Genomic DNA, 17002 nt, shown 5'->3' on the forward strand with positions numbered 1-17002 from the left:
CTCCCCTGATTACCAACTTGCCTTTTTAAGACCTGGAATCTCACCACGCATGGCTGACTCACGGACCTTAATACGGCTTAAACCAAACTTACGAAGGACGCCATGAGGACGACCGGTTTGACGACAACGACGACGTTGACGTGATGGACTAGAATCACGAGGAAGCGTTTGCAATTTAAGCACTGCATTCCAACGATCTTCATCTGATGCATTAAGATCAGAGATAATCGCTTTTAATTCTTGACGCTTCGCAAAATATCTTTCTGCTAGCTTTACGCGTTTCTTATCGCGTTCAATCATTGATTGTTTAGCCATTATGCCCTACCTTACTTACGAAATGGGAAGTTAAAGGCAGATAATAAAGCTCGGCCTTCTTCATCTGATTGTGCACTTGTTGTGATAGTAATATCTAAACCACGAACACGATCAACTTTATCATAATCGATTTCAGGGAAAACGATTTGTTCTCGAATACCCATGCTATAATTGCCACGACCATCAAAAGATTTTGCGCTTAAACCACGAAAATCTCGAGTACGAGGAAGAGCAATATAAACTAGACGTTCAAAAAATTCCCACATACGTTCGCCACGTAAAGTGACTTTACAACCAATAGGATACCCTTGACGGATTTTAAAACCAGCAACTGATTTGCGTGCTTTAGTGACAAGTGGTTTTTGACCACTGATTGCTGCTAAGTCAGCAACCGCATTATCTAATAATTTCTTATCAGTAATTGCTTCACCCACACCCATATTCAAGGTGATCTTTTCGATCCGAGGGACTTGCATGACAGATTTGTAGCCAAACTGGTCTTGCAGTTTATTTACTACCTGTGCTTTGTAGTAATCATGCAGTTTCGCCATCGTACACTCCAAATTACTTAATTGATTAATTCATTAGTAGACTTATAAAAACGGACTTTTTTACCGTCTTCAAAACGAAAGCCTACGCGATCTGCTTTGCCTGTAGCTGGGTTAAAAATTGCTACGTTAGAAACATTAATAGCTGCTTCTTTCTCAACAATTCCACCATCTTGATTTAATGCAGGTACTGGTTTTTGGTGTTTTTTCACCAAATTGATACCTTCAACAATCACTTTGCCTGTAGACAAAACGCTTTTTACTTTACCGCGTTTACCTTTATCTTTACCGGTTAACACGATAACTTCATCTTCTCGACGGATTTTCGCTGCCATTACCCGCTCCTTACAGTACTTCTGGTGCTAATGAAATGATCTTCATAAACTTCTCAGAACGAAGTTCACGAGTGACCGGTCCAAAAATACGCGTACCAATCGGTTGCTCACTGTTATTATTTAAAATAACACACGCATTGCGATCGAAACGAATGACAGATCCATCAGGACGACGAACACCTTTTCTAGTGCGCACAACCACAGCTTTAAGTACATCACCTTTCTTTACTTTACCACGTGGAATTGCTTCTTTAATGGTAACTTTGATGATATCACCAACCGCTGCATAACGACGGTGCGATCCACCGAGAACCTTGATACACATTACACTACGTGCGCCAGAGTTATCGGCAACATCTAGCCTAGTCTGTTCTTGGATCATTTTAATGCTCCGTATAAATAAATTATTGTCTAATCTACCTTCATCCACCTCAACTACCATGGATAAGAATAGACAACCAAAAACCCACATATGTGAGGGCGCATAGTATAACACCACTCAAATAAAATGGATAGCATAAAATAAACGGCCGATGAGCCGTTTATTATATTATGTACAGTTTTTAATCGATTAGATTAACTAACTGCTTTTTCTACGATTCGAACAAGAGTCCAAGATTTGGTTTTTGATAATGGACGACACTCTTTAATTTCTACAGTATCACCAATACCACACTCATTGTTTTCATCATGTACATGCAATTTAGTCGTACGTTTAATGAACTTACCATATAACGGATGCTTCACTTTACGTTCAATAGCTACAGTAATAGATTTATCCATTTTGTCGCTAATAACACGACCTTGCTGAGTACGAATTTTTACTTCAGTAGTCATATTACGCACCCGCCTTCTCAGTTAATAATGTTTTAACTCGTGCAATATTACGACGCACTTGTTTTAACACATGAGTTTGTGTTAACTGACCCCCAGCTAATTGCATACGTAAGTTAAATTGCTCACGTAATAAATTAAGAAGTTCAGTATTTAACTCTTCAACGCTTTTTTCGCGTAGCTCTTTTGCTTTCATTTACATCACCGTCTTAATCACAAAGGTGGTTTTAATTGGCAGTTTTGCAGCTGCCAACGCAAATGCTTCACGAGCAACTTCTTCCGGTACTCCGTCCATTTCATAAAGGACTTTACCTGGTTGAATCTGTGCAACCCAGTATTCAACGTTACCCTTACCTTTACCCATACGCACTTCAAGTGGTTTTTCAGTAATTGGTTTATCAGGGAAAACTCGAATCCAGATTTTACCTTGACGCTTAACTGCACGAGTCATAGCACGACGTGCTGCTTCGATCTGGCGCGCAGTCAAACGACCACGACCCACAGCCTTAAGACCGAATGTACCGAAACTAACGTCAGTACTTACAGCAAGACCACGATTGCGGCCCTTGTGCACTTTACGGAATTTTGTACGCTTTGGTTGTAACATCAGCGACGCTCCTTATTGTTTTCGGCCTTTGCGCTGCTTTTTCGGTTGAGCAGCAGGTTGTTTTTCTGCTTGTTCAACGGCAGCCATACCACCAAGGATCTCACCTTTGAAGATCCACACTTTAACACCAATAATACCATAGGTAGTTAATGCTTCAGATGTACCATAATCGATATCAGCACGAAGAGTATGTAGAGGCACACGACCTTCACGATACCATTCACTACGTGCGATTTCAGCGCCGCCTAAACGACCACTTACTTCAACTTTGATACCCTTAGCACCCGCTTTCATTGCGTTTTGTACCGCACGTTTCATTGCACGACGGAACATAACACGGCGTTCTAACTGAGAAGTAATACTGTCAGCAACTAATTTAGCGTCAAGTTCAGGTTTACGAACTTCAGCTATATTAATTTGTACTGCAACATCACGTTTCTCTTTCTTGTCTTTATATTTATTGACAATAGAAGCTACGGCATTACGTAATTTTTCAACGTCCTCGCCTTTTTTACCAATCACAATACCCGGACGAGCAGTGTGAATAGTAATGCGAACGTTAGTTTCTGCTGAACGGTCGATTACAATCTTAGAGATTGATGCTTGTGCTAATTCTTTATTTAAGAATTCACGCACTCTAAAATCACTTTCTAAATTATCAGCGAATGTCTTTGTACCCGAATACCATGTAGATGTCCAAGGCTTGACGATGCCTAGTCGGATACCATTTGGATTTACTTTTTGACCCATTGCTATTCTCCAGCCTAGCGATCAGAGACGATCACGGTGATGTGACTCGTACGCTTCAAAATTCGATCTGCACGACCTTTTGCACGAGGCATAATACGCTTCATGGTTGGGCCTTCGTCTACGAAAATTTTCGCAACTTTCAGATCATCAATATCAGCACCATCGTTATGCTCTGCATTAGCAATAGCAGACTCTAATACTTTTTTAACCAGTACAGCCGCTTTTTTATTGGTGTACGTTAAAATATCCAGTGCCTGAGACACTTTCTTACCGCGAACAAGATCTGCAACTAAGCGAACTTTTTGTGCAGAAGAACGAGCGTGGCGGTACTTTGCAATTGTTTCCATCTCTTTCTCCTACTTATTTCTTCTTAGCTTTCTTATCAGCCGCGTGGCCGCGATAAGTACGAGTCGGCGCGAATTCACCCAATTTATGACCAACCATTTCGTCGGAAACATAAACTGGAACGTGCTGACGACCATTATGGACAGCGATGGTCAAACCGATCATGTTAGGAAAGATCGTTGAACGACGGGACCAAGTACGAATTGGTTTCTTGTCCCCGCTTTCCACCGCTTTCTCTACCTTCTTCAGCAAGTGTAGGTCAATAAAAGGACCCTTCTTGAGAGAACGTGGCATAGCTAATCCTCTATATTAATTATTTCTTATTGCGACGGCGAACAATATACTTATCAGTACGTTTGTTGCTACGCGTTTTCAATCCTTTGGCTTTTTGACCCCATGGAGACACAGGATGTTTACCAAAGTTACGACCTTCACCACCACCATGTGGATGGTCTACCGGGTTCATTGCTGTACCACGAACAGTAGGACGAACACCGCGCCAACGCGAAGCACCCGCTTTACCTAGTACGCGAAGCATATGTTCTGAGTTACCCACTTCACCAATAGTGGCGCGGCAATCAGATAATACTTTACGCATTTCACCTGAACGTAGACGTAATGTTACATAAGCACCATCACGCGCAACGATTTGAACATAACTACCAGCAGAGCGAGCAAGTTGTCCGCCTTTGCCTGGTTTCATTTCAATATTATGCACGGTAGAACCGACTGGAATATTGCGCATTGGTAAACAGTTACCTGTTTTAATTGATGCATCAACACCAGATTGGATCTGATCACCTGCTTTTAAGCCTTTAGGCGCTAAAATATAACGACGTTCACCGTCTTTATATAGAACCAATGCAATATTTGCACTACGGTTCGGATCATATTCCAAACGTTCAACAACTGCTGGAATACCATCTTTATTACGCTTAAAGTCGACAATACGATAATGTTGTTTATGACCACCACCGATATGACGGGTAGTGATACGACCATTATTATTGCGACCACCAGTTTTGCTTTTTGAATCAAGCAACGGTGCATAAGGCTTACCTTTATGCAACTCTGGGTTAACCACTTTAACAACGTGGCGACGACCCGGAGATGTAGGTTTACACTTAACAACTGCCATTGTTCTTACTCCTCCGAATTACTCAGCGACGCCAGCAAGGTCTAAGTTTTGACCTTCTGCTAAAGTAACGTAAGCTTTTTTCCAGTCGCTACGGCGACCGATTTGTTGACCACGACGTTTTACTTTGCCTTTAACAACAAGCGTATTTACGTCATCTACTTTAACTTCAAATAGTTGTTCAACTGCGGCTTTAATCTCTCTCTTAGTAGCATCTTTAGCAACTTTCAATACTAATGTATTTGTTTTTTCCATTGAAATAGATGCTTTTTCAGAAACATGTGGTGCTCGCAGGACTTTAAGCAGACGCTCTTCACGAATCATGCTAACATCTCCTCTACTTGTTTAACGGCATCAACAGTGATAACCACTTTGTCAAATGCAATCAAACTAACTGGATCAATACCTGCCACATCACGCACATCAACTTTATGCAAGTTACGTGCTGCTAAGAAAAGATTTTCATCAACGTCAGAGGTAATGATTAGAACATCATTAAGATTCATATCATTTAATTTCTGAGTTAATAATTTAGTCTTAGGTGCTTCAACAGTAAATGTTTCAACCACAACTAAACGTTCTTGACGCACTAATTCAGAGAAAATACTCTTTAATGCACCACGATACATTTTACGGTTAACTTTTTGGCTATGATCTTGTGGTTTTGCTGCAAATGTTACACCACCACTACGCCAGATTGGGCTCTTAATAGAACCTGAACGAGCACGACCTGTGCCTTTTTGACGCCATGGTTTTTTGCCTGAACCAGCGATTTCTGCACGAGTTTTTTGTGCGCGAGAGCCTTGACGAGCAGCAGATGCATAAGCAACAACTACTTGATGAACTAACGCTTCATTAAACTCACGTCCGAAGGTAGTTTCGGAAACAGAAAGCGCTTGCGCGTCTTTTACTACTAATTCCATCTCTATCTCCTCGACGTTAAGCCTTGATTGCTGGTTTAACAATTACGTCACTATTGATTGCGCCAGGAACCGCACCTTTAATTAATAAAAGGTTACGCTCTGCATCAACACGTACAATATCTAAGTTTTGAACAGTTACACGTTCATTACCTAGGTGACCTGCCATTTTACGACCTTTGAACACTTTACCTGGAGTTTGGTTTTGACCAATTGAGCCATGACCACGGTGTGCCAAAGAGTTACCATGGGTTGCATCTTGAGTACGGAAATTCCAACGTTTAGTTACGCCAGCAAAACCTTTACCTTTAGATGTACCAGTAACATCAACTTTTTTAACGTCTGTGAAAATATCAACGTTAATACTTTGACCTACAGCAAATTCGCCTTCTTCAAAACGGAATTCCCATAGACCACGACCAGCTTCAACGCCAGCCTTAGCGAAATGACCTGCTTCAGGTTTGTTTACACGGCTTGCTTTTTTGCTGCCAGTAGTAACCTGAATAGCTTGATAACCATCATTTTCAAGCGTTTTTACTTGAGTAATGCGGTTACTTTGAACTTCAACTACGGTGACAGGAATAGAAACACCCTCTTCGGTGAAGATTCGTGTCATTCCTACTTTACGACCGATTAAACCAATCATTGTTTCGACCTCTCAATCATTCAGCCTAGGATTAACCTAAACTGATCTGCACATCAACACCGGCAGCAAGATCTAGACGCATTAAAGCATCAACTGTTTTTTCAGTTGGCTCAACAATATCAACTAGACGTTTGTGAGTGCGAATCTCATATTGATCACGCGCGTCTTTATTAACGTGCGGAGAAATCAATACGGTAAAACGCTCTTTGCGTGTCGGTAATGGAATAGGACCACGAACTTGTGCGCCTGTGCGCTTCGCAGTTTCTACAATTTCAGCAGTTGATTGATCTATCAAACGATGATCAAACGCTTTTAACCGGATACGGATTCTTTGGTTCGACATGAGACCAGAGCTCCACTATTTAAAAGTTATAACAAAAGACTACTCCTCTTACCCTGTTTCGATTGACAGGAGAGTGTAATCCGTTCTTTTTCGTAACCCCCAAATCGGGAGTATTGTTGATATAATTCAATATTATTAAATAAGGATTATATCTTCATACGCATTTGCTTATCAAAAATTCAACAAACAAAGTGCGTCAATTATACGTAAATAATTAACTAATGCAAGGAGTAATTAATAAAGAGTGAGGATAATGACTTTAACAAATCAAACAAATATTTTTAGCGCTACAGGTACTAAAGCGATAATACCTAAAGGAAGTGCATTAAATAAATATAGCAATCCTTCCCTTAGACTAAAAATTTAATAGTAATTATTTAATATGGCAATAATTTACTGCTATTTCTGATGCTAATTTAGCATTATTAAAGACGAGATTGATATTGGCTTCTAAACTATCACCGCCTGTTATTTCTACCACTTTGGCTAACAAGAATGGCGTAGTTTCTTTACCTTTAATCCCTTTCTCAACCGATTCTTGTAACGCTTTTTCAATCGCAACGGAAATAATTTGCTCATCCATTGCATATTGTTCAGGAATAGGATTTGCAACCACAACGCCACCCTTTAAACCTAAATCCCATTTAACTTTAATCATGTCGGCAATTTGTTTAGCGCTATCTAGTTTTACGCTAACATCAAACGGACTAGTTCGGCTAAAGAACGACGGCAGTTTTTCTGTTTGATAACCAACCACAGGTACCCCATATGTTTCAAGGTATTCCATTGTTAGACCTAAATCTAAAATTGATTTAGCACCAGCACAAACTACAGCGACACTGGTATTAGCGAGTTCTTGAAGATCGGCTGAAATATCAAAGGTATGCTCAGCACCGCGATGAACGCCACCAAGCCCGCCGGTTGCAAAAACTCGAATACCCGCTAATTCAGCAATAATCATTGTGGCCGCAACGGTTGTCGCACCATTTTGTTTATTGGCAACAACAACCGGTAAATCACGACGACTCACTTTTGTTACATTTAACCCTTCTTTACCAAGAATGGTGATCTCTTCTTTGGATAACCCAGCTTTTAAACGACCGTTAATTACCGCAATTGTTGCAGGAATTGCACCATTTTTTCTGACAATTTCTTCCACTTTTAATGCGGTTTCCACATTTTGCGGATAAGGCATACCATGTGAAATAATGGTCGATTCTAAAGCAACAACGGGTTGATTATTTTCAAGCGCTTGTTTAACTTCTGGCGAAATATCGAGATATTGATTATAGGTAGATACATTATTCATGAAACAGACTCCAATATATTTTTAACACAATTAATAGATAGATTTGGATTATTGGTAAATTCAGATGATAACGTTAAAGATGAGCACGCTTGAGCAAATCTCACACTTTGATAAAAACTCATATTATCCAAATAGCCATGAGCAAGACCAGCAATCATCGCATCACCTGCACCTGTAACGCTAATAATTGTTGTAGGAATAGAGGCAGACCAACCCTGCTCACCATTGATTTCGCTGTAATAAACACCTTCAGCACCCGTACTGATCGCTATACGCTGCACGCCTTGTTTATGGAACCAATCAATAACAGCTGGTATGTCTTTATCGCTATTAATTTTTATGCCACTTAACATTTCAGCTTCAAGGCGGTTAGGTTTTAAAGTATGAATATGTGATAACCAATCTTTTATTTTATGCGATTTAAAAGCCGAAACGGTATCAACAAAGATAGGAACTGAACCTGCGTTACTGAATAACCAAGCCAAAGCCTCTGATTGTAAATTACAGTCAATAATTAATAATTTTGCATGTTGAATCAATTGTTTTGACTCATTTAATAAACTTGGCGTTAACTTATCAATAATGTCCATGTCGTTGATAGCTAGAATCATTTCACCTGCTTCATCTAATAAGGAAAGATAAGTTGAAGTACTATCACCTTTTACAACGTGGCAATGATCCATATTAACGCCAGCTTTTCGCGTGTGCTCAATCAATTGCATACCATAAAAATCATCACCGATCATTGAGACCAGATGAGTATCTTGTCCCAATAATGCTAAATTTTCAGCAATATTACGACCGACACCACCAGGTGTACAAGCAATTTTGCCTGGATTTGAATCACCATAAACTAATTTCTTGTCTGAATATCCAGTCACATCCATATTGCTCGAACCAACCACCACAATATGATTATTTTCCGATAGAATATAACCTTTTCCTTTTATATAGCCTTTTTGAGTCAGCGTCATAATATAACCTGCAACACTCGAACGAGTGATACCTAACATGTCAGCTATTGTATGTTGTTGGATAAGCGGATTATTACGGATAATTGTTAAGATTTGCTTTTCTCTATGATTCATAAACACCTGTTTGTTTTTCAGCACATGTCTATAAATCAACTATATCAAAACGATAATCAAGTTAATAGTAAAGTATTATTATTGATAAGAAAAATGTGACAATAATCAAAAAGATATCAAAATCAAAGGGAAATAGAAAAAATTAAAATCTCAAATAATAAGTAAATAGGCGTCGCCATAAAGGCGACTGATTAATGATCTTCTTTAGCGTGGTTAAGACTATATCTTGGGATTTCAACCTCAAGATCTTCATCGGTCACTCGAGCTTGGCAACTTAAGCGACTATGCGGCTCAACACCCCAAGCTTTGTCTAACATATCGTCTTCTTGTTCATCGCTTTCTTCGAGTGAATCAAATCCTTTTCGAACAATACAGTGGCAAGTTGAACAAGCACAAGACATTTCACAAGCATGCTCAATTTCTATATCATTACGTAAAGCAACTTCTAGAATAGATTCGCCTTCTTCTGCTTCGACAGTTAATCCATCAGGACAAAGATCGGCATTAGGTAAAAAAGTAATTTTTGGCATAATAATCTCGTTAGTTAAATATCATCAACTTTATGACCAGTTAAAGCATGACGAATTGATCTATCCATTCGCTTAGCAGCAAACTCCTGTGTTACTTTATCAACAACTTTTATTTGTTTTTCAATAGCATAACTGTCATCTAATTCAGTTACTGCTTGTAATTGATGCTTAGCTGCTAAAATCTGGTCCAGTTCATTTTCACTTAATAAATCGGCATCCTTATCTAATGCACTTTGCAAACTCTCAAGTACTCTTGCGGCTTCAACTTTTTGTTCTGCGAGCATCCTTGCTTGTTTATCTTGCTGTGCATAGCTAATAGAATCTTGAATCATGGACGCGATTTCTTTATCTGTTAGACCATAAGATGGCTTAACTTGAATCGCCGCTTCAACACCTGTTGATTTCTCTTTTGCAGTAACACTTAATAAACCATCTGCATCGACTTGAAAGGTAACTCGAATATGCGCTCCACCTGCTGGCATAGGAGGAATACCCCTTAACGTAAATCTTGCAAGTGATCGGCAATCAGCAACAGTTTCACGTTCACCTTGTAAAACATGAATCATCATCGCCGTTTGTCCGTCTTTAAAGGTTGTGAATTCTTGCGCCCTCGCACAAGGAATGGTGCTATTACGTGGAATAATTTTTTCAACCAATTCACCCATTGTTTCTATCCCTAAAGACAAGGGAATAACATCAAGCAATAACATGTCGGAATCTGACTTATTGCCAACGAGTATATCCGCCTGTATTGCTGCACCAATAGCAACAACTTTATCTGGGTCAATCGAAGTTAGTGGTTCAGTTTTAAAATAATCGCCGACAAGTTCACGAACTAACGGTACGCGAGTAGAACCACCGACCATCACAACGTCAACGATATCACTTACATCAGTCTGAGCATCTTTTAGTGCACGGCGACAAACCGCCAATGTGCGTTTGACTAACGGTTCAATTAACGTTTCAAATTGCTCACGCGTTATAGTTAAAGATTGACCTTCTATATTAGCTAAAACTGAATCTTGCTGGCTCAGTGCAATTTTGATTTTAACCGCTTCATCGATAATTTTTTGGTTGATATGGGGATCAGTGTTATTTTCTAGACCGACTTGTTTTTTTAAATAATCTGCAAGTAATCGGTCAAAATCATCACCACCAAGTGCGGAATCACCGCCCGTTGCTAATACTTCAAACACCCCTTTATGTAAGCGCAAGATAGAAATATCAAACGTACCACCACCTAAATCATAAACCGCAATCACACCTTCTTTACCTGAATCTAAACCATAAGCAATCGCGGCGGCGGTTGGTTCATTCAAAAGACGAAGTACATGCAATCCAGCTAACTTTGCAGCATCTTTGGTTGCTTGCCGCTGAGCATCATCAAAATAGGCCGGAACGGTAATCACAGCGCCATCAATTTCACTTTGTAATGTCTGTTTTGCTCTATTGGCTAAAGCAATTAAAATTTCGGCTGAAACTTGAATCGGATTAACTTGGCCATTGGGTAGATTTAATAAAGGTACGCCATTTTCAGTTTGTGAAAATGCGTAGGGAAAATGAGAAAATTGAATATCGGATAAACTTCTGCCCATTAATCTTTTAACAGAACTTACTGTATTTTTGGGATCATTGGCAGCATTATCTTTAGCATTCTTTCCAACGGTAATAATTGGATTATCATCATGATCGATGCCATAATGAACAACTGATGGCAATAAAGCATTACCGTCTAAATCAGGTAATACTTCGGATTGTCCACTACGAACTGTTGCGACGAGTGAATTTGTAGTACCAAGATCAATGCCTACCGCCACACGACGTTGATGGGGTTCTGGTGTTTGTCCTGGTTCGCTGATCTGTAATAATACCATTTAATCTATCTCTGTTGACGTGCGACTAATCTTAAAATTATAAAGCAAATTGCTTTTCTTGTAACTTCTCGATTTGTTCAATCAATCTAGTGAGATAACGGATTTTATAGAGTTGATTAACTGCAGTTTGCCAATCTTGTTTAGAAATGAGCGCTAATAATTGATTATAAACTGTTTTTTCACGTTCAATAATTTCTGCATGAAAATCATCTAACAAGGTAAAATTAGCTTGATTTTCAATGTCATCAAGCCTTTCACGCAAAGAAAATTGTTCCATTAAAAAATCGGCATCATGAATAATGCTCTGTTCTGCTGCAATATCAAAACCTTGTAACGATAAAAAATATTCAGCCGCTTTGATCGGATTTTTTAATATTTGATAACCATCATTAATTTTAGCCGATTTTTGTACAACAGCCGATTTTTCACTGTCATTTGCGGTCGCAAAATTATCTGGGTGATATTGTCTTTGCAACTGTTGATAATGAAGCGCTAACTGTTTTGAATCAACCGGCAACTGTACAGGTAACTGAAATAACTCAAAGTAATTATCCATAATGATAGCTCCAACTAGACATTAAAGCTTTCGCCACAACCGCATTCATTCTTAGAATTAGGATTATTGAATTTAAAGCCTTCGTTTAGACCCTCTTTGACAAAATCAAGCTCTGTCCCATCAATATAAACTAAACTTTTTTTATCTACGATCACTTTGACATTTTTATCTTCAAAAACGCTATCATCGTCATTAATCACATCAGCAAATTCCAAGACATAAGCCATACCTGAACAACCGGATGTTTTTACACCTAACCTAAGCCCAACACCTTTTCCGCGATTAGCCAAAAAGGATTGAACTCGATTTGCTGCACTTGTTGTTAATGTGATTGCCATTAACCTTGCCCTTTCTTAGTTTTATAGTCATCAATTGCGGCTTTAATTGCATCTTCGGCTAAAATTGAACAGTGAATTTTAACAGGTGGCAATGCAAGCTCTTTTGCGATATCAGTATTTTTAATCGCCTGCGCTTCATCTAACGATTTACCTTTAATCCATTCGGTGACTAAAGAGCTGGATGCTATTGCACTACCACAACCATAAGTTTTGAATTTAGCATCTTCAATAATACCAGCATCATTCACTTTGATTTGTAATCGCATTACATCGCCACACGCTGGCGCACCAACCATACCACTACCAACATTAGGATCATTTTGATCGAAAGAGCCAACATTGCGTGGGTTTTCATAATGATCAACGACTTTTTCACTATATGCCATAATTTGCTCCTAATTTTAATGGGCTGACCACTTAATTTTTGTTAGATCAACGCCATCTTTAAACATTTCCCAAAGTGGCGATAAATCTCTCAATTTGCCAATAGAATTTTTGATTAGTTTAATTACATAATCCACTTCTTCTTCAGTGCTAAAACGGCCTAATGAAAAACGGATTGAACTATGAGCCAGTTCATCATTTAATCCTAATGCACGCAAAACATATGAAGGTTCTAAACTAGCTGAAGTACAAGCAGAGCCAGATGAAACAGCTAAATCTTTTAAAGCCATCATCAATGATTCGCCTTCAATATAAGCAAAGCTAACATTTAAGATATTGGGTGCACTGTGCTCTAACGAACCATTTAAGTAAACCTCTTCAATATCTTTTAAACCATTCCATAGGCGGTTTTTAAGTGCTAATAGTCGCGGCATTTCAGTAGCCATTTCTTCTTTGGCTATGCGATAGGCTTCGCCCATCCCAACAATTTGATGCACAGGTAACGTGCCTGAGCGCATACCACGTTCATGACCACCACCATGCATTTGTGCTTCGATACGAACACGAGGTTTACGTCTTACATAAAGCCCACCAATGCCTTTAGGACCATAAATTTTATGTCCAGAAAATGACATAAGATCCACTTTTAACTTTGTTAAATCAATCGGTAATTTACCGACACTTTGCGTTGCATCAACATGAAATACAATGCCTCTTTCACGGCACATTTCACCGATTTTTTCGATATCTTGAACCACGCCTGTTTCATTATTAACGTGCATAATTGATACAACAGTTGTATCACTACGCATTGCAGCTGCAAGCTTATCTAAATCCAATATTCCATTAGATTCAGGGGCCAAATAAGTCACTTCATAGCCTTCTCGTTCAAGTTGACGGCAGGTATCAAGTACGGCTTTATGTTCAGTTTTACAGGTAATGATATGTTTACCTTTGGCTTGATTAAAATGGGCAGCCCCTTTAATAGCTAAATTATCGGCTTCTGTAGCGCCAGAGGTAAACACAATTTCTCGTGAATCTGCACCAATTAGATCAGCAATTTGGTTTCTAGCAATATCTACCGCTTCTTCGGCCTGCCATCCAAATTTATGAGATCGAGATGCCGGATTACCAAATATACCGTCGAGTGTTAGATATTGCATCATTTTTTCAGCTACTCTAGGATCAACCGGCGTTGTCGCTGCATAATCCATATAAATAGGTAGTTTCATTTATTACTCCCAATTACAAATTCTGTATTATATATTTATTAGTTAATCCTAACTTGCTGTATGTGACTTTGACGGTCTGCTACCGCTTTAACTTCCTTATTATTCACTAATTCACTTAGTGTAATGCTTGTTAAAAAGTCATCAATGCGTTCACTTAAATCATTCCATAAACTATGAGTTAAACATCTAACACCACCTTGACAGCCATTTTGGCCGTGGCATTTTGTGGCGTGAACTGTTTCATCTACAGCTTTAACAATCGAACTAATTGCAATTTGATCCATACTTCGACTTAGCACGTAACCACCACCTGGTCCTCTAACACTTAGTACTAAGCCATTTTTACGTAAACGCGCAAACAATTGTTCAAGATAAGATAATGAGATTTCCTGACGTTCTGAAATATCAGCAAGTGAAACCGGACCAGAGCTTGAATGTAGTGCTACATCCAACATTGCTGTTACCGCATATCGCCCCTTTGAAGTCAATTTCATTGATCATCTCCTCTTTATATTTTGGATGTATTGTATATATCCTTTTAGTTTAGTCAAGTATTTAGTTGACTATTTTACTAGGAATTAAATATACGTTGCTTATCGACGAATAACGCTAAAATATGCTAATCTAATAAGCTAATTTGCTACCGGAGTTAAAGGATGAGTTTAGTATTGCGTTCTTTTTTATTGATAACTTTACTAATAGCCAATAGCACTTTTGCAAGCAATGCTCAGACTAACTTGCGCGCTAGCTATCAAAAATGGACCAATTCTTATCAATCATTAAGTTTTGAAGAACAACAAGCTTTGCTAAACGAGTTAAAAACTTATCCCCTTTATCCTTATGCTGCTGTACAATTTTTGCAAAGTAATATTAAAGTTGTTTCACCAGAATTAGTCAGAAATTTCATCACGCAATATAATGATTTTCCGTTAACTTCTTCATTGATACAAGCTTACCTGACAGAATTGACGAATCGCCAAGATTGGGACACGATTGTCAATTTTCCACAAGATGGGTCTCCTGCAGCAAATTGCCGAAATCTCTATGCCCAATTACAACAAAATAGTAATAATGAGTCGATTTACAATGAAGTTGAATCATTATGGATGACAGGCAAAGAACTGCCTTCAGCCTGTGACTCGCTAATTAATGCATGGTCACAAACCGGTAAACAGACCGGAAATATGATATTATTACGCATTGAACTCGCCCTTGAGTCCAACAACATAAAACTGGCACGATATTTAGCGAACACACTGGATAATAGTTATCAAACCACAAAAAGTCATTTACTTGCTCTATTTGATAATCCACAAAAATTAAGTGAATTTTCAAAAAATATCACAGCGAGTAAATTTACTAAAAAAATTGTTCTTGCTTCCTTTGCACGTTTAGCGAAAGCTGATATGAATTTGGCCGAAGCAATTTTACCAAAACTTATTGAGCAACAAGCATTAACTGAAGAAGAGCAAATTGTTCTACAAAAAAGCTTGGCTGATCGTTTCTTTAATGATTCAGCAACACAGCAACAAATTGAGTGGCGTGATAATTTTATTGCCAAAACACATGACACGCCATTAGTTGAAAAACGTATCCGTGTCGCGATTGATAACAACGATTTTAAAGATATTGCTTATTGGTTAACACAGCTTGATCCAAAAGATCAATTGAAAGACGATTGGCAATATTGGCAAGCACGCGTGCTACTTAACAATAATCAACGTGAACAAGCCCATACCATTTTACAAACATTAAGCAATAATCGAGGCTTTTACGGTATGATTAGTGCACAAACACTTAATCAACCTTATATACTTGTCAATTTATCGCAAGACCTTTCAGCAGCTGAACGTAGCAAATTAAATACTCAATATGACACTCAAGCATTTATTAAAAGAATTAATGAATTGCGTTTTTTAGGCATGATATCAGAATCAAATCGTGAATGGCGATATGTATTAAGGAATCAACCTAATAATGATTATTTACAGTTAGCCAGATACGCTTACCAAAAAGGATGGGGCGATCTCAGTATCCAAGCAACAATCTCAGGAAAACTATGGGATAATTGGACAGAAAGGCTCCCAATTATGTATCAAAACTTATATAACAATGCATTAAAAGACAAAGTTATACCGCTTTCTTACGCATTAGCTATCTCGCGCCAAGAAAGCGCACTTGATACCACAATACAATCTCCCGTCGGTGCAAGTGGTTTAATGCAACTTATGCCGGCTACAGCTAAAGATACAGCTAAAAAAATGGGTTATGTAACCTATAACTCCCCTGCTCAATTATTTGATCCCGAAATCAATATACAACTTGGAACTTACTATCTAAATAGCGTATATCTACAAAATAATAATAATCGTATTTTATCCTCTAGTGCTTATAATGCCGGTCCTAATCGTGTAAAAAAATGGCTTAATAAAAGTGGCGGTAAACTTGATGCTGTCTCATTTATTGATAGTATCCCTTTTACCGAAACCCGTAATTACGTGAAAAATGTATTAACTTATGATTACATTTACAAAACCATTTTAAAGCAAGAAAACGTAGGGATTTTAACTACAATTGAATTTAACCAACAATATTAATGACGAACAAGATGAAAAATAAAGAATGGCAACAAACCGTTGAAATATTACATCAAGCATTTAATGATGGCTATTCGCTTGATATATTAAAACTCCTATTAACCGCCGATGAACGAGATGCGTTAATTACCCGAGTAAAAATTGTCCATGCTTTGTTAGATGGTTCAATTAATCAGCGTCAATTAAAAGAACAGCTTGGCATTGGTATTGCCACTGTCACTCGTGGTTCAAATAGTCTAAAAGAAGCTTCACCTGAATTTAAATATTGGTTAGAACAAAACTTATTAAATGACTAGTAAAAAAGGGAATGAAACAA

Annotated in this window: 26 protein-coding genes; 2 read left to right on the plus strand and 24 right to left on the minus strand. The window is 38.4% G+C overall.

From position 1 onward, the window contains the following. Positions 1-9: 9 nt before the first annotated feature. The 24 genes from rpsN to iscR form a co-directional block, all read right to left on the minus strand. Complete coding sequence (gene rpsN, locus A9G03_RS02585) at positions 10-315, minus strand: 30S ribosomal protein S14 (protein WP_065634459.1); 306 nt, start codon at positions 313-315, stop codon at positions 10-12. Between the two features lie 11 nt (positions 316-326). Then, positions 327-866: a 50S ribosomal protein L5 gene (gene rplE, locus A9G03_RS02590; RefSeq protein WP_065634458.1), complete on the minus strand. Its 540-nt coding sequence runs from the start codon at positions 864-866 to the stop codon at positions 327-329. A gap of 17 nt (positions 867-883) precedes the next feature. Further along, positions 884-1198 (minus strand): 50S ribosomal protein L24, encoded by a 315-nt coding sequence (rplX, locus tag A9G03_RS02595; protein WP_065634457.1) that lies wholly within the window; start codon positions 1196-1198, stop codon positions 884-886. A 10-nt stretch (positions 1199-1208) separates the two neighbouring features. After that, complete coding sequence (rplN, locus tag A9G03_RS02600) at positions 1209-1580, minus strand: 50S ribosomal protein L14 (RefSeq protein WP_025314392.1); 372 nt, start codon at positions 1578-1580, stop codon at positions 1209-1211. A gap of 194 nt (positions 1581-1774) precedes the next feature. Continuing rightward, on the minus strand, positions 1775-2035 hold the full coding sequence (gene rpsQ, locus A9G03_RS02605) for a 30S ribosomal protein S17 (protein ID WP_025314391.1): 261 nt from the start codon (positions 2033-2035) through the stop codon (positions 1775-1777). A gap of 1 nt (position 2036) precedes the next feature. Further along, positions 2037-2228 carry a 50S ribosomal protein L29 gene (gene rpmC / locus A9G03_RS02610; protein ID WP_065634456.1) on the minus strand — a complete coding sequence of 64 codons (192 nt, stop codon included), beginning with the start codon at positions 2226-2228 and terminating at the stop codon, positions 2037-2039. Next, positions 2229-2639, minus strand: coding sequence for a 50S ribosomal protein L16 (gene rplP / locus A9G03_RS02615; protein WP_025314389.1), 411 nt, complete (start codon positions 2637-2639; stop codon positions 2229-2231). A 12-nt stretch (positions 2640-2651) separates the two neighbouring features. Then, entirely contained in the window at positions 2652-3389 is a 738-nt protein-coding gene (rpsC, locus tag A9G03_RS02620) for a 30S ribosomal protein S3 (protein ID WP_065634455.1), read from the minus strand. A 14-nt stretch (positions 3390-3403) separates the two neighbouring features. Continuing rightward, complete coding sequence (rplV, locus tag A9G03_RS02625) at positions 3404-3736, minus strand: 50S ribosomal protein L22 (protein ID WP_034884235.1); 333 nt, start codon at positions 3734-3736, stop codon at positions 3404-3406. 13 nt (positions 3737-3749) lie between these two features. Then, positions 3750-4028 carry a 30S ribosomal protein S19 gene (gene rpsS / locus A9G03_RS02630; protein ID WP_024496505.1) on the minus strand — a complete coding sequence of 93 codons (279 nt, stop codon included), beginning with the start codon at positions 4026-4028 and terminating at the stop codon, positions 3750-3752. 19 nt (positions 4029-4047) lie between these two features. Then, entirely contained in the window at positions 4048-4872 is an 825-nt protein-coding gene (gene rplB, locus A9G03_RS02635) for a 50S ribosomal protein L2 (RefSeq protein WP_065562943.1), read from the minus strand. 18 nt (positions 4873-4890) lie between these two features. After that, positions 4891-5193 carry a 50S ribosomal protein L23 gene (gene rplW, locus A9G03_RS02640; protein WP_034885052.1) on the minus strand — a complete coding sequence of 101 codons (303 nt, stop codon included), beginning with the start codon at positions 5191-5193 and terminating at the stop codon, positions 4891-4893. Then, positions 5190-5792 carry a 50S ribosomal protein L4 gene (rplD, locus tag A9G03_RS02645; RefSeq protein ID WP_025314384.1) on the minus strand — a complete coding sequence of 201 codons (603 nt, stop codon included), beginning with the start codon at positions 5790-5792 and terminating at the stop codon, positions 5190-5192. Before rplD ends, rplW begins: the two co-directional genes overlap by 4 nt. Before the next feature lie 16 nt (positions 5793-5808). After that, positions 5809-6435: a 50S ribosomal protein L3 gene (gene rplC / locus A9G03_RS02650; protein ID WP_065634454.1), complete on the minus strand. Its 627-nt coding sequence runs from the start codon at positions 6433-6435 to the stop codon at positions 5809-5811. A 31-nt stretch (positions 6436-6466) separates the two neighbouring features. Then, positions 6467-6778, minus strand: coding sequence for a 30S ribosomal protein S10 (gene rpsJ / locus A9G03_RS02655; RefSeq protein ID WP_006120582.1), 312 nt, complete (start codon positions 6776-6778; stop codon positions 6467-6469). A 373-nt stretch (positions 6779-7151) separates the two neighbouring features. After that, positions 7152-8087 carry a pseudouridine-5'-phosphate glycosidase gene (locus tag A9G03_RS02660; RefSeq protein ID WP_065634453.1) on the minus strand — a complete coding sequence of 312 codons (936 nt, stop codon included), beginning with the start codon at positions 8085-8087 and terminating at the stop codon, positions 7152-7154. Beyond that, on the minus strand, positions 8084-9175 hold the full coding sequence (locus A9G03_RS02665; RefSeq protein ID WP_065634452.1) for a PfkB family carbohydrate kinase: 1092 nt from the start codon (positions 9173-9175) through the stop codon (positions 8084-8086). Before A9G03_RS02665 ends, A9G03_RS02660 begins: the two co-directional genes overlap by 4 nt. A gap of 191 nt (positions 9176-9366) precedes the next feature. Then, positions 9367-9705: an ISC system 2Fe-2S type ferredoxin gene (fdx, locus tag A9G03_RS02670; protein ID WP_065634451.1), complete on the minus strand. Its 339-nt coding sequence runs from the start codon at positions 9703-9705 to the stop codon at positions 9367-9369. 14 nt (positions 9706-9719) lie between these two features. Further along, positions 9720-11579, minus strand: coding sequence for a Fe-S protein assembly chaperone HscA (gene hscA, locus A9G03_RS02675; protein ID WP_065798338.1), 1860 nt, complete (start codon positions 11577-11579; stop codon positions 9720-9722). Between the two features lie 37 nt (positions 11580-11616). Next, positions 11617-12135 carry a Fe-S protein assembly co-chaperone HscB gene (hscB, locus tag A9G03_RS02680; protein ID WP_065634449.1) on the minus strand — a complete coding sequence of 173 codons (519 nt, stop codon included), beginning with the start codon at positions 12133-12135 and terminating at the stop codon, positions 11617-11619. Positions 12136-12149: 14 nt separating this feature from the next. After that, positions 12150-12473: an iron-sulfur cluster assembly protein IscA gene (gene iscA, locus A9G03_RS02685; RefSeq protein ID WP_065634448.1), complete on the minus strand. Its 324-nt coding sequence runs from the start codon at positions 12471-12473 to the stop codon at positions 12150-12152. Next, positions 12473-12859, minus strand: a complete 387-nt coding sequence (gene iscU, locus A9G03_RS02690; protein WP_065634447.1) for a Fe-S cluster assembly scaffold IscU — start codon at positions 12857-12859, stop codon at positions 12473-12475. The genes iscA and iscU overlap by 1 nt, the downstream gene beginning before the upstream one ends. 15 nt (positions 12860-12874) lie before the next feature. Then, positions 12875-14089: an IscS subfamily cysteine desulfurase gene (locus A9G03_RS02695; RefSeq protein WP_065634446.1), complete on the minus strand. Its 1215-nt coding sequence runs from the start codon at positions 14087-14089 to the stop codon at positions 12875-12877. A 38-nt stretch (positions 14090-14127) separates the two neighbouring features. Beyond that, positions 14128-14583: a Fe-S cluster assembly transcriptional regulator IscR gene (iscR, locus tag A9G03_RS02700; RefSeq protein ID WP_065634445.1), complete on the minus strand. Its 456-nt coding sequence runs from the start codon at positions 14581-14583 to the stop codon at positions 14128-14130. A 162-nt stretch (positions 14584-14745) separates the two neighbouring features. On the opposite strand from iscR, the gene sltY reads away from it, so the two are divergent. After that, positions 14746-16686 (plus strand): murein transglycosylase, encoded by a 1941-nt coding sequence (sltY, locus tag A9G03_RS02705; RefSeq protein WP_065798339.1) that lies wholly within the window; start codon positions 14746-14748, stop codon positions 16684-16686. A gap of 11 nt (positions 16687-16697) precedes the next feature. After that, positions 16698-16982 (plus strand): trp operon repressor, encoded by a 285-nt coding sequence (trpR, locus tag A9G03_RS02710; protein WP_218056877.1) that lies wholly within the window; start codon positions 16698-16700, stop codon positions 16980-16982. Positions 16983-17002: the final 20 nt, after the last annotated feature.

The organism is Gilliamella sp. wkB171 (assembly GCF_001693755.1).
GTDB classification, from domain to species: Bacteria; Pseudomonadota; Gammaproteobacteria; order Enterobacterales; family Orbaceae; genus Gilliamella; species Gilliamella apicola_F.

What these genes read in the sequence shown, in the direction of transcription:
- iscA (WP_065634448.1), bottom strand. Translation starts at nt 12,473, where the DNA reads ATGGCAATCACATTAACAACAAGTGCAGCAAATCGAGTTCAATCCTTT.
- rplN (WP_025314392.1), bottom strand. Translation starts at nt 1,580, where the DNA reads ATGATCCAAGAACAGACTAGGCTAGATGTTGCCGATAACTCTGGCGCA.
- rpsN (WP_065634459.1), bottom strand. Translation starts at nt 315, where the DNA reads ATGGCTAAACAATCAATGATTGAACGCGATAAGAAACGCGTAAAGCTA.
- hscB (WP_065634449.1), bottom strand. Translation starts at nt 12,135, where the DNA reads ATGGATAATTACTTTGAGTTATTTCAGTTACCTGTACAGTTGCCGGTT.
- A9G03_RS02665 (WP_065634452.1), bottom strand. Translation starts at nt 9,175, where the DNA reads ATGAATCATAGAGAAAAGCAAATCTTAACAATTATCCGTAATAATCCG.
- rplW (WP_034885052.1), bottom strand. Translation starts at nt 5,193, where the DNA reads ATGATTCGTGAAGAGCGTCTGCTTAAAGTCCTGCGAGCACCACATGTT.
- rplX (WP_065634457.1), bottom strand. Translation starts at nt 1,198, where the DNA reads ATGGCAGCGAAAATCCGTCGAGAAGATGAAGTTATCGTGTTAACCGGT.
- hscA (WP_065798338.1), bottom strand. Translation starts at nt 11,579, where the DNA reads ATGGTATTATTACAGATCAGCGAACCAGGACAAACACCAGAACCCCAT.
- rplE (WP_065634458.1), bottom strand. Translation starts at nt 866, where the DNA reads ATGGCGAAACTGCATGATTACTACAAAGCACAGGTAGTAAATAAACTG.
- rplP (WP_025314389.1), bottom strand. Translation starts at nt 2,639, where the DNA reads ATGTTACAACCAAAGCGTACAAAATTCCGTAAAGTGCACAAGGGCCGC.
- rpsJ (WP_006120582.1), bottom strand. Translation starts at nt 6,778, where the DNA reads ATGTCGAACCAAAGAATCCGTATCCGGTTAAAAGCGTTTGATCATCGT.
- rpsQ (WP_025314391.1), bottom strand. Translation starts at nt 2,035, where the DNA reads ATGACTACTGAAGTAAAAATTCGTACTCAGCAAGGTCGTGTTATTAGC.
- trpR (WP_218056877.1), top strand. Translation starts at nt 16,698, where the DNA reads ATGAAAAATAAAGAATGGCAACAAACCGTTGAAATATTACATCAAGCA.
- rplB (WP_065562943.1), bottom strand. Translation starts at nt 4,872, where the DNA reads ATGGCAGTTGTTAAGTGTAAACCTACATCTCCGGGTCGTCGCCACGTT.
- rplV (WP_034884235.1), bottom strand. Translation starts at nt 3,736, where the DNA reads ATGGAAACAATTGCAAAGTACCGCCACGCTCGTTCTTCTGCACAAAAA.
- rplC (WP_065634454.1), bottom strand. Translation starts at nt 6,435, where the DNA reads ATGATTGGTTTAATCGGTCGTAAAGTAGGAATGACACGAATCTTCACC.
- iscR (WP_065634445.1), bottom strand. Translation starts at nt 14,583, where the DNA reads ATGAAATTGACTTCAAAGGGGCGATATGCGGTAACAGCAATGTTGGAT.
- rpmC (WP_065634456.1), bottom strand. Translation starts at nt 2,228, where the DNA reads ATGAAAGCAAAAGAGCTACGCGAAAAAAGCGTTGAAGAGTTAAATACT.
- sltY (WP_065798339.1), top strand. Translation starts at nt 14,746, where the DNA reads ATGAGTTTAGTATTGCGTTCTTTTTTATTGATAACTTTACTAATAGCC.
- A9G03_RS02695 (WP_065634446.1), bottom strand. Translation starts at nt 14,089, where the DNA reads ATGAAACTACCTATTTATATGGATTATGCAGCGACAACGCCGGTTGAT.
- rplD (WP_025314384.1), bottom strand. Translation starts at nt 5,792, where the DNA reads ATGGAATTAGTAGTAAAAGACGCGCAAGCGCTTTCTGTTTCCGAAACT.
- rpsC (WP_065634455.1), bottom strand. Translation starts at nt 3,389, where the DNA reads ATGGGTCAAAAAGTAAATCCAAATGGTATCCGACTAGGCATCGTCAAG.
- A9G03_RS02660 (WP_065634453.1), bottom strand. Translation starts at nt 8,087, where the DNA reads ATGAATAATGTATCTACCTATAATCAATATCTCGATATTTCGCCAGAA.
- fdx (WP_065634451.1), bottom strand. Translation starts at nt 9,705, where the DNA reads ATGCCAAAAATTACTTTTTTACCTAATGCCGATCTTTGTCCTGATGGA.
- rpsS (WP_024496505.1), bottom strand. Translation starts at nt 4,028, where the DNA reads ATGCCACGTTCTCTCAAGAAGGGTCCTTTTATTGACCTACACTTGCTG.
- iscU (WP_065634447.1), bottom strand. Translation starts at nt 12,859, where the DNA reads ATGGCATATAGTGAAAAAGTCGTTGATCATTATGAAAACCCACGCAAT.